At 58.0% G+C, this 11557-nt stretch carries 8 protein-coding genes; 5 read left to right on the forward strand and 3 right to left on the reverse strand.

The features are described 5' to 3' along the window. Positions 1–3: 3 nt before the first annotated feature. Positions 4–885 (forward strand): metallophosphoesterase, encoded by an 882-nt coding sequence (locus ACT2B1_RS07860; protein WP_171240563.1) that lies wholly within the window; start codon positions 4–6, stop codon positions 883–885. A 212-nt stretch (positions 886–1097) separates the two neighbouring features. Next, entirely contained in the window at positions 1098–1550 is a 453-nt protein-coding gene (locus ACT2B1_RS07865; RefSeq protein WP_481668903.1) for a host attachment family protein, read from the forward strand. Between the two features lie 35 nt (positions 1551–1585). On the opposite strand, the gene ACT2B1_RS07870 is transcribed toward ACT2B1_RS07865, so the two are convergent. Beyond that, complete coding sequence (locus ACT2B1_RS07870) at positions 1586–2149, reverse strand: LOG family protein (protein WP_171122123.1); 564 nt, start codon at positions 2147–2149, stop codon at positions 1586–1588. 123 nt (positions 2150–2272) lie between these two features. On the opposite strand from ACT2B1_RS07870, the gene ACT2B1_RS07875 reads away from it, so the two are divergent. After that, positions 2273–3661 (forward strand): LysM peptidoglycan-binding domain-containing protein, encoded by a 1389-nt coding sequence (locus tag ACT2B1_RS07875; RefSeq protein WP_254449228.1) that lies wholly within the window; start codon positions 2273–2275, stop codon positions 3659–3661. A 78-nt stretch (positions 3662–3739) separates the two neighbouring features. After that, a complete protein-coding gene (locus ACT2B1_RS07880) occupies positions 3740–5545 on the forward strand; it encodes an ABCB family ABC transporter ATP-binding protein/permease (RefSeq protein ID WP_481668904.1) in 1806 nt (601 codons plus the stop codon). A gap of 57 nt (positions 5546–5602) precedes the next feature. Here ACT2B1_RS07880 and ACT2B1_RS07885 read toward each other — a convergent pair whose 3' ends face one another. Both ACT2B1_RS07885 and ACT2B1_RS07890 read right to left on the reverse strand, forming a co-directional pair. Beyond that, a complete protein-coding gene (locus tag ACT2B1_RS07885) occupies positions 5603–9391 on the reverse strand; it encodes an efflux RND transporter permease subunit (protein WP_171240566.1) in 3789 nt (1262 codons plus the stop codon). Next, the gene (locus ACT2B1_RS07890; RefSeq protein ID WP_171240567.1) at positions 9388–10620 is read right to left on the reverse strand and encodes an efflux RND transporter periplasmic adaptor subunit; all 1233 of its coding nucleotides are present in this window, start codon (positions 10618–10620) and stop codon (positions 9388–9390) included. Before ACT2B1_RS07890 ends, ACT2B1_RS07885 begins: the two co-directional genes overlap by 4 nt. 225 nt (positions 10621–10845) lie before the next feature. Between ACT2B1_RS07890 and ACT2B1_RS07895 the strand changes: the two genes are divergently transcribed. Further along, positions 10846–11517: a hypothetical protein gene (locus ACT2B1_RS07895; RefSeq protein WP_171240568.1), complete on the forward strand. Its 672-nt coding sequence runs from the start codon at positions 10846–10848 to the stop codon at positions 11515–11517. Positions 11518–11557: the final 40 nt, after the last annotated feature.

Below are 11557 nucleotides of genomic sequence, written 5' to 3' on the forward strand. Positions count from 1 at the left end.
TCCTTGACCCGTCGAGGGTTTATCAAGGGCCTGCTGGCGGTGACGCTGGCAGGTCTTTTTGTTGCGGCCTATGGGTTTTTCATCGAACCCGCGCTTCGGTTGCGTGTAAAGCGCTGGCGGGTTCGGCGTGATGACTGGGCTGCGCCTCCGCTTCGGATTGCGGTTTTGGCGGATTTACACGTCGGGGAACCCCATGTCGGGCTGAAACGCATCGAACAGGTTGTTAAGCGCACGAATGCGCTGGCACCGGATCTGATTCTGCTGTTGGGCGATTATACGGCCGGGCACAGGATGGTTTCCCAACCGGTTCCGATTGCCGATCTGGCACCTGTGCTGGCCGGGCTTGAGGCAAAACACGGCGTCTTTGCCGTTTTGGGCAACCACGATTGGTGGGATGATCTGGCTGCGCAACGGCGTGGGGGTGGGCCGAATATCTATGCTGAGGCCTTGCGCGAGAATGGCATCCGGGTTCTGTCGAATGACGCGGTGAAACTGGACGGCGCAGGGTGCTGGCTAGCCGGGGTTGAGGATCAGCTCGCCATTGTTACAGGGCGGGGGCGATATCGGGGGTTGGATAATCTACCCGCGACATTGACCCAAGTCACCGATGAAGCTCCGGTCGTATTGATGGCCCATGAGCCTGACATTTTCCCGAACGTCCCGGACAGGGTCGCGCTGACAGTGTCGGGCCACACACATGGCGGGCAAGTGCGCCTGTTCGGGTGGTCACCCATGGTACCGTCGCGGTTTGGCAACCGTTTTGCCTATGGTCATGTTCGCGAAGGTCAGCGCGATTTGGTTGTGTCCGGAGGCATTGGATGTTCGATCCTGCCAGTCCGTTTTGGCGTGACCCCTGAAATGACGGTCGTAGACCTGTCCGCCTGACCGATGGGTGGAATCCTGCCGCTCGGTTCGCTTTTGACTGCGAACGGGATTGTATGGACGGCAACAGTGCTTACGTAAGGTGAGCGGAGGGAGAGAGCCGCCAATCAAATGGATAACAGACTGGAAACGCGCAAAAAACCTTGGGCGCGTCACTGTAGAACTGTGTCTGACGGATGAGGGATGGTCACATAAAACCATAGCAGGAGATCACAATGGTCGCACTTTCACAGGGAACTTGGGTTGTCATTGCCGACGGGGAAAAGGCGCTGTTCATGGAGAATATCACCGACGCCGACGACCCCAATCTGGTCGTTGTTTCGGTTGAGGAAAACGATGCGCCTGTGGCCCGTCCCACTGATCGGGCAGGGCGCCGCCCTGACACCGGACCGAACCAAAAATCGGCAGTCGAGGAGGCCAAGTGGAAAACCCATGCAAAGTCCCTGTTTGTGCAGGATGTGGCCAACCTGCTGAACCGCAAGGGGCTGAAGGGCGCGTATAAGCGTTTGGTTCTGGTTGCGAGCCCGCACGTGCTGGGCCTGCTGAGTCGACGTCTTCACAGCGAAGTTCTGAGCAAGGTCGTCGCCGAAGTCGACAAGACCCTTACCAATCATCCACTTCACAAAGTCGAACAGGTCTTGACCAACCGTCTGAAATCGGCGGTTTAAGACCCAATCCCATAGCGGGCGGTGACGCCGCCCGTTTACGCACCGGGTTCGGACAGGAGTGGCCGCAAGGCAGACATCGCCGCGTGTGGGCTATCGACCCATGTGATGAAATCGGCCAGAGAGCTGTCTGCGAAACCCTGACCGATGACCTGCTGTACCAAGTCGTGCAAGGCGTTCCAGTATCCATCCACGTTCATGACCAGAATGGGCTTGTCATGCAGGCCCAACTGCCGCCATGTCAGCGCCTCGAACAGTTCGTCCAGCGAGCCCGGACCACCGGGTAGAACCACGACGGCGTCCGCGTTCATGATCATGACTTTCTTGCGTTCGTGCATCGTTTCGGTGACCACGAAACGCGTCAGGTCGGTTTTGCCAACTTCGCGCTGTAGCAGGTGAACGGGGATGACGCCGAACGTATCCCCTCCGGCGGCTTGTGCGGCACGCGCAACCTCGCCCATCAAACCTACATCCCCGGCACCGTACACCAGCCTCCAGCCTTCATTCGCAAGAAGCTGGCCGAATGTGCGGGCGGCGTCGGAATAGGCTGAGTTCACACCATTGCGTGACCCGCAATACACACAGACGGATTTCTGGGACATAAGAGGGCTTCTCCGGGGTTGTATCTGGGGTTTTGACCCCTGATAGCGAGATTGATAGATTGGCTCAACCGTCTGGCAGAATGCGTTGCTCTGAAACCATTTGCGCGACGGAGTGAAAGGAAAATGATGGACGCGAAGTCGGAAAACGAAAGCCCGGGCCCGAACACCTGGGTTGTGATTGTCGGTATTCTGGTTCTTGTCGGCGCAGGTGGTGCGTATTGGTCGGGTGTCTTTGACGCTGCCCCAGAGGAAGTCACGACAGAAACTGAAGTGGCGGCACAAGCACCGGACGAAGCTGCCGAAGAGGAAACCCCGACAGAAGCCGAGGTAACGTCGACCGAGTCGCAGCCGGCAGAGCCGTCAGTCGATCAGCCACAAACGACTGAACAGACCGCGAACCAAGCCGAACCCGAAGCAACGGATGGCGAAGTGCAGCCGCAGGTCGCGGCGGAAGCTACGCCACCAACCCTGGACCAGATTTTTGTAGAGCCGGACGGCAATGCGGTCTTGTCCGGAAACGCCGAACCGGGTGCCGTAATTCGCGTTCTGCTGGACGGTGAGGCTGTCCACAGTTTCACGGTGGACGGCAGCGGACAGTTCGCAGAGTTCGTCAGTATCCCGTTTTCCAACACCGCGCGTGGCCTGACGTTGGAAACAGATGCGGGCGAAGAACAACTGCGCTCCGATGACTACCTCATCGCGGCATTGCCGGAACCACAAGTCGAATCACCGGCGCTGGAAAACTCTGAGAGTGGGGAGGCACAGACCGACGTTGCGCAAGAGTCGAACACAGAAATCGACGAAGCCGCGCCGACCGACACAGCCGAAGCCTCCATCGAACCGCAGACAGAGCAGACCGCGCAAACCGCTGAGCCACAGACTGAACAAACCGCTGGGCCGCAGGCGGAGCAGACCGCGCAAACCGCTGAAGCTGCGCCTGAAGCTGTTCAGAACCAGCAGGTTACGGTTTTACGTTCAGGTGAAGATGGTGTGGAGCTGGTGCAGCCTCCGGCGTCTCAGGCAGGAGAGGCCGCACAGGTCGCGCTGGATACGATCGGGTATTCAGACGAAGGCGAGGTTGAACTGACAGGCCGCGTACCGGACGGGTCTGTTGTGCGACTGTATTTGAACAACCGCCTTGTCGCGGATTTGCCGCCTGCGGATGACGGAAAGTGGCGCAGCGAGCTTGAGGGGGTTGATCCCGGTGTCTACACCCTGCGGGTGGATGAAGTCGGCTCGGACGGGACCGTCGTCAGCCGCCTAGAGACTCCGTTCAAACGCGAACCGCTAGAAGTTTTGCGCGCAAGTGATGCGCCAGACAGTTCCGCAGAGCAATCGACACAGGCCACCATCCGGTCGGTGACCGTTCAAGAAGGCGACACCCTTTGGGCCATTTCACGCGAGCGGTACGGTGACGGCATACTGTTTGTGCGCCTGTTCGACGCTAACCGGGACTCGATCCGCGATCCGGATCTGATCTATCCTGGGCAAGTCTTCACCATTCCGGAATAAACCTGTACCTCTGGCCCTCTTGGGTCGGGGGTCTATCTCTGACCGCAGTATTGGTACGTGATGAGACGAGCAGCCCCTATGCATTCTGATGATATGTCCGAGATCGACGAGCAACGATCCGGTTTGCGCACGATCCGCAAAGTCGCGCCCTATCTTTGGCCCGAGGATGAACCCTGGGTAAAGCGGCGTGTTGTACTGGCAATGGGAATGCTGGTGCTGGCAAAGCTCATCGCGGTCTATACGCCGATTCTCTATAAAGGCGCGGTCGATGGTCTGGCGGGTGAGGGGGTGCCACCGCTGGCGTTGGGTGCCGTTGGTCTGACCGTTGCCTATGGCGTGGCCCGGATGATGACTGTGGGCTTTCAACAGCTTCGCGACGCGGCCTTTGCACCTGTTGGTCAGCGCGCGCTGCGCGCCTTGGCCCTTGAGACGTTCAGGCATATTCACCAGCTTTCTATGCGATATCACGTCACGCGCCGGACCGGGGGCCTTAGCCGTATTATCGAACGGGGTGTAAAGGGCGTTGAGTTCCTATTGCGGTTTCTGCTGTTTTCGATTGGTCCTCTGATTCTTGAGCTGTTGCTGGTGGCTATCATCCTGATGTGGCTGTTCGATGTCTGGTATCTTGTGGTCGTGGCCGTCACGATCGCCCTGTATATCTGGTTTACCTTTGCGGTCACCGAATGGCGCGTGAAGCTGCGCCGCGAGATGAACGATCAGGATACCGAGGCCAATCAACGCGCCATCGACAGCCTTCTGAACTTTGAAACGGTCAAGTATTTCAATGCGGAAACGCGCGAAGCGGAGCGTTATGATGTGTCGATGAAGGCGTATGCGGGCGCTGCGCTAAAGACGGCTTATTCGCTGGCGTTCCTGAATTTCGGTCAGTCTTTCTTGATCACCTGTGGCCTGATCGGTGTCATGGTTCTGGCGGCAATCGGCGTGCAAAATGGCACCCTGACCGTTGGTGATTTCGTGATGGTGAACGCCTATATGATCCAGATTACCGTACCTTTGAACTTTCTGGGTACGGTCTACCGGGAAATCCGTCAGGCCCTTGTTGATATGGGCCAGATGTTCGACTTACTGGAACAACCCGCCGAAGTCACGGACAAACCCGACGCGCCGGATTTGGTGGTTTCAGGTGGAGAGGTGACGTTAGAGGATGTCCGCTTTGGCTACGACGCGGATCGGGAAATCCTGAAAGGCGTATCTCTGACCGTTCCGGCTGGTCAAACGGTTGCGATTGTCGGATCGACGGGTTCTGGCAAATCCACCATTGGCCGCTTGCTTTTCCGGTTCTACGACGTAACCGGCGGAACGCTCAGGATTGATGGGCAGGATGTGCGCGATGCGTCCCAAAACAGTTTGCACGCGGCCATAGGCGTCGTGCCGCAGGATACCGTGCTGTTTAATGACACCATCGGCTATAATATTGCTTATGGACGTGACAATGCCACGCAAGACGACGTGGAAGCGGCGGCCAAGGCGGCACAGATCCATGACTTCATCATTACTTTACCCGAAGGCTATGACACCAAGGTTGGTGAGCGTGGTTTGAAGCTGTCAGGCGGTGAAAAGCAACGCGTCGGGATCGCGCGGACGTTGCTCAAGAACCCGCCGATCCTCTTGCTGGATGAGGCGACATCGGCGCTGGACACAGACACTGAAAAGGACATCAAGGACGCCTTGGCGCGCGCGGGTGAAGGGCGAACCGTCATTACGATTGCCCACCGGCTCAGCACTATTGCCGAGGCGGATCGTATCGTCGTTCTGGAACGTGGTGAGATCATCGAACAAGGCACACATGATGAGTTGCTAGAGCAAAACGGGCGCTATGCCCAATTGTGGAACCGGCAGCAAAACGACTTGGAAGCCGCGTAGTATTCTTGTGCGGGGCGTAAAGAAAAGGGGGCCGGTTCTTGACCGGCCCCTTCTGATTCATTCGGCTGCTTTGAGAGGAGAGCCCGGCGGTGCATCCGGTGTGCGATCCGTTTCGAGTTCCGCCGTCCATGGTTCGTCGGTCCAGATTACCTCGGTGGCTTGCGCCTGACGCGCCGCTTTTCCTATGGCCATATCCTGCGCGACCTGACTGGATCGACCCGCCGTTGCGCGTGCCAGAAGTTTGCCCAACCAGATCGTATAGGTCGAAACCCACACACGCAGCGCCAGGAAAGAAGGCGTCACGATCAGGGTAAGAACGGTCGCAATGCCAAGCCCGAACACCACCGCCGTTGCAAGCTGTTTCCACCACAAGGCGGTGGGGCTGTTGATGGAATAGCCGCCGTTGATGAAGTCGAGCGAAAGGCCGAACATCATCGGTGTCAGGCCTGCCATCGTGGTCAGGGTGGTCAGCAGAACCGGGCGAATGCGGGCTTCGGCGGTGCGCACAATGGCCTCAATCCGCGGCATATAGCGGCTGTATTCCTGATAGGTGTCAATCAGGACAATATTGTTGTTCACCACAATTCCCGCGAGGGCCACAATCCCCGTTCCGGTCATGATGATCGAAAACGGCTGTTGCATGACCAGCATCCCGATCAGGACCCCGGTGGTCGAAAGAACAACCGCCAACAGGACAAGAACGGAATTGTAGAACGAGTTGAACTGCGCCAACAGTATGACAAACATCAGACCCAAGGCACCGGCAAAAGCGTTCATGAGGAACGCTCCGGATTCTTCCTGATCTTCCTGATCGCCGGTCCATTCCCAGCTTACTGCGCTGCCAAGCGGATCGGTCTCAAGCCATTCTGTCAGGACGGCGATCCGTTCATTGGGATTGATTGGCGCGATGCGCGCGTCGCCCGAGGTGATCTGCGACCGTATCTGTTCGGCATCCAAAGCACCAGTTGTCTTTACGACCTCGTATTCGGATCCGTTGGGTCCGGTGACAGTCGTGCCTTCGGGAATTGCGTCGTCGGTCAACTCTCTGACGACGGCCACACGCTCTTGCGATCCATCAGAGGCTTCTATGGTCACCTTGCTCAGGCCGGGTTCTACGTCGGCTTTGACATCGTAGTACCGCTGCTGATTCACGCGGTCGATCTGGGCCAGTTTCGCAACGGGCTTGCGGGTGACAAAGTTCGACAAGGGTACAAGGCCATCCGGCGTTCGAACCTTGAGGGTATCGAGGGTCGAAAGAACGCGATCTTCGTCGGGCAGGCGGACGCGGATTTCAATTTCTTCATCCACGTTTTCCGGACGCATTTCACCCAGCAAAAGCCCACGGGTCACCAACTGAACCATGGCACCGACCGTGGCGACATCGGCACCAAAACGACCTGCCTTGGCCACATCGACGTCAATCTGCCAATCAATGCCGGGCAGGGGAAGCGTGTCTTCGATCTTGATCAGGCCGGGTGTGTTATCAAACACATCGCGTGCGGCCAGTGTTGCCGCGGTCAGCTCTTCCCAGCCATCGCCCTTGATGCGCAGATGCACCGGTTTGGCCGAGGCCGGACCTTGGGACAGCGGCAGAATCTCAACAATGATGCCCGGAATCTCGGCAAGTTCCGCGTTTAGCTGATCCAGCACGAAATCGCCGTCATAGTCTGGCGCAACAGTTTGCCGATCGACCAGCCCACCTAGGATGGGTTCGGACACGTTCGGCCGATCTTCCCATGGAATGATTTCAAACTGAACGCGACCAACTGTGTCAGCGGGCGCTTGTGCGCCGCCATTATTCTGGCTTAGGCCACCTTCGCCCGCGAAGGAAAAGACATTGATGACCGCAGGGTGCGCGCTGATGATTTCTTCGGCCGCCAGCACCATCTCGTCTTTTTCCGCCAGAGAGATGTTGCCGCGCGCCCTGACATATGCCGTTGCTTGCTCAGGCTCATTCTCGACGAAAAACTCTACGCCGCGGTTGTTGCTGCCATAGATGGACATGACCGTGACAACGGCAAATCCGACGGCGACGATAGACACGATCGGCATGATCGGATTGCCAACGAGGAACTTGATGACGTGGCCAAAAGGTGTGTGTTCGCGGACCGTGTGCACATGCTGATCCGGGGTACGCTCGATCTTGGCCGCGCTCAGGGTCACGGACCCTGCAAACGCGCCAAGGATAAACAGAAGCGCACCAAAGAGCATTCCACCCGGCGCTCCCGCAGGCAGCAGATAGGCCGGGTTCAGAACCTGCATGGCCCCGAGGAAAATCATGTAAAGCGACGGGGGGACCATCACGACGCGCAACCACCACGGGGTGCGGGCTTTCAACCATTCAGAAGAATGGTCGAAGAAACGGCTCAGCCGCCCGGATACACCGCCCATTACGGGAAGATAAATCAATGCCACGATCAGTGATGCAGACAGTACAAAGATCAGCGTGACGGGCAGCATTCCCATGAACTCACCCGGAACACCGGGCCAGAACAGCATGGGAAGAAAGGCGCAGAGCGTAGTCGCCGTGGATGACACGATAGGCCAGAACATCCGCTGCGCTGCCTCGACATAGGCGTGCATCGGGCCAACACCTTCCTTGATGCGCTTGTCGGCGTATTCCACAACAACGATCGCCCCGTCGACTAGCATACCCACCGCCAGGATCAGGCCGAACATCACGATGTTGGAAATACTGACGCCCATCACGGCGAGGAAGGCAAAGCACAGCAGGAACGATGTCGGAATGGCAAAGCCCACCAGCAGCGCCGCGCGCGTACCCAGCGACGCCAAAACCACGATCATCACCAGCGCAATGGCTGTCAGGACCGAACCCTCAAGCTGGCTGACCATCGAACCGACGATGCGGCTTTGGTCGTTCGACGTGCCCAGTTCGATGGCGGCCTGCATCTCGGGCGGCCACTTGGCCTGCGCTGCGGCAATGGTTGTTTTGACGGCCTCGACCGTGTCGATCAGGTTGTAACCTTTGCGCTTGACCACTTGCAGGGCAATTGTGGGCTCGCCGTTAAAACGTGCCGTGCCTTCGCGATCTTCGAATGTATAGTTGATCTGCGCAAGCTCGCCCATCGTGACGACCCGGTCGCCATTGACCTTGACCGGCAGGTCATAAACGTCTTGTGCTGTTTTGAAGGACGAAGGGATCTTGACCGAGAATGTTCCTTGCTCAGTCTCGACTTCGCCCGCTGCGATAAGCTGGTTGTTGTTTTGGACGACGTTGATCAGCTCGGCTGCGGTGACGTTGTACGCCTCGAGCCGGAGCGGGTCGATGATAACCTCAAGCAGTTCGTCACGATTGCCTGCAATCCCTGCCTCAAGCACCGAATCCAGCGATTCAAGCTCGTCCTGCAAATCTTTGGCGACGCGGGCCATTGTGCGTTCCGGCACAGCCCCGGTCAGGTTGACGATGACGATCGGGAATTCCGAAAAGTTGATCTCGAACAGTGAATACTGCTCAGCGCCTTCGGGGAATTCAGCCTGTGCGCTGTTCATCGCGTCGCGCACGTCGGCCATGATCGCGGTTTTGTCCCAGCCAAAATCGAATTCCAGCGCGACCCCTGCATAACCTTCCGAGGCCGTAGACGTCATTTCCTTTAGGCCGTCCAGATCGGCCAGCTCGGTCTCCATCGGCTTGACCAGCAGGTTCTCGGAATCTTCAGCCGAAATGCCGGGGAATTGAACCGAGACAAACAGGGCAGGGATTTCAATGTCGGGCTCACCCTCTTTGGGCAAATTGACATAGGCAAACCCGCCCACAACAAGCGAGATTGCGATAAAGGCCAGAACCATTCGCGCCCGGCCAGCAGCCCAACTGACGATTCCGGTCATTTTGCAGCGTCCCGATAGGTGGGCTTAACGCTTACGCCACTTGTCACGAATTCCTGCCCGACGACGATTATGTCCACGGTTTCAGGAAGGCCGCCGACCCATACGCCTTCCGACGTGTCACGCAATAGCTCGACAGGGAAGAAATCGGCAACGTCGCCTTGCCCGACGCTTCGAACGCCAACCTGACCTTCTTTATTGAGCGTAAGGGCAGATTGCGGCAGCAGATGCGCCTTGGCACCTTCGGCAGAAATGCGGATGTCTGCGGTTTGCCCGTCCCGAATGGCAAGTTCGGGATTCGGAACAGTGATCTCAACTTCGAAGGTCCGGGTTGTTTCGTCGGCGGACCGGCTCAGGAATGTCACGCGGCCCGCAACCTGCAGGCCTGTGACCAGTTGCGCCGAGGCCTCGGAGCCTACGATGACGCGGTTAACTTCGGCCTCGGGGACAAAACCTACCAGTTTGATCGGATCAAGCTGAATGACGGTTGCGCAAAGCGATCCGGGCTGCATCAGGCTGCCCAACTCAGCCGTGTCGCTTTCCAGCAGACCCTTGAACGGGGCCTCGATGGTCTGGCGGTCAATTTCGCGTTCTGCGGCGGCGACCTCGGCTGTTGCCGCTTCAATCCCTGCGCGCGTCGCCTCTAGACCAGCTTCGGCTGTCTTTACGCCTGCTTCGGCGCTTCGCATTGCGGCCTGGCTGGATATCCTGCGCGTTTCCGAGCCGAACCCGGTTTCCGAAAGTTTCTGCGCAGCTGTCAGGTTGATCTGAGCTTCGGCGACCAAGGCATGTGCTTCTTCAAGACGCGCTTCAGCTTCGGGGATGCGGCTCTCGGCCTCAAGCTTGCCTGCCATCGCCTCAGCAAGGCTGGCGGGGCGGGTGCCGGGATCCAGTTCACACAGCAGGTCGCCCGATTCTACGAACGTTCCTTTGCGCTTTGGTTCCGAAATGACCGTCGAGGTCGTTTCGGCCAGAACTTCGACCTGTCGGTTGGCTTTTGTTTGGCCGCGCAGCAACACGGCGCTGTCAATCTCGCGCGCTACCGAGCGAACGGCCACCACGCCGATAGCATTCCGATTCTCGGATGCGGAGCCTTCGGATTCATCCGCAGATGACGGGCTTGCCTCGGCTTCGGCCCGGCCAGCAATTGCAAATAGGGTATCGCGTTCAAACACAAGCAGGAATAGTGCAACGACCACCAGCAAAGCATTTACGATTGAAATCAAACGCATTCAGAATTTCTCCCCAAATTCTTCGCCCGGATTTCTACGGCGCCTAATCTTAAATGTGGGGCGCATTATGTATCTTTTCCACACTGAACTGAATAGTTCGGTTTGTTTTTTTCCGCAAGCGGTGTTCAACCCGCCTTAAATGCCCAAAATCGCACCCTTGGCTTGGCAAGGTCGCCGGGGTATGACATTGCGCCATACGTAATTGAATTAGCCCGGAGCGCAGGGATGAGCGACGTCGACAGTTTTATTGATGAGGTGACCGAAGAGGTGCGCCGTGACCGTCTGTTTCTGCTGCTGCGCCGGTGGGGATGGGTTGGTGTGCTGGCGGTTGTCTTGATTGTTGGCGGCGCCGCATTCAATGAAATCCGCAAAGCACGCGCGACGTCGCAGGCCGAAGAACTGGGCGATGCGATTCTTTCGGCGCTAGCTCAGAATGACTCGGCTGAACGGGCCGGTAGCCTGGAAAGCGTCGCGGCGGCTTCACCGGGTGGCGATGCGGTAGTAGATATGCTGTTGTCTGCGTCCCAATTCGAGGCCGGTTCGGTGGAAGAGGCTGTGAACAGCCTGAATGCGATTGCGGTTCAGGGCGATCTGCCGGAAATCTATCGCGCGATCGCAACCTTCAAGGCGTTGCTTCTGCAAAGCGACACCCTGCCCCCGGCAGACCGGCGTCAGCAGTTTGAGGCTTTGGCTGCGCCCGGCGCTCCGCTTAGGTTGCTGGCCGAAGAACAACTGGCCCTAATCGACGTATCCGAAGGCAATGTCGACGCCGCTATCGAAAGATTGCAGGCGCTACGGCAGGACGCCGAGATTGGCGTTGACCTTCAGCAGCGCGCAGCCCAGTTGATCGTGGCACTTGGGGGTGAACCCGAACCGTTGGTAGCCCGGCAGGGATGATCCGCAGCGTAACGAATAATGGCAGGCGAGTTCGGAAAAC

The sequence above is a fragment of the Ruegeria sp. S263 genome (assembly GCF_056780525.1).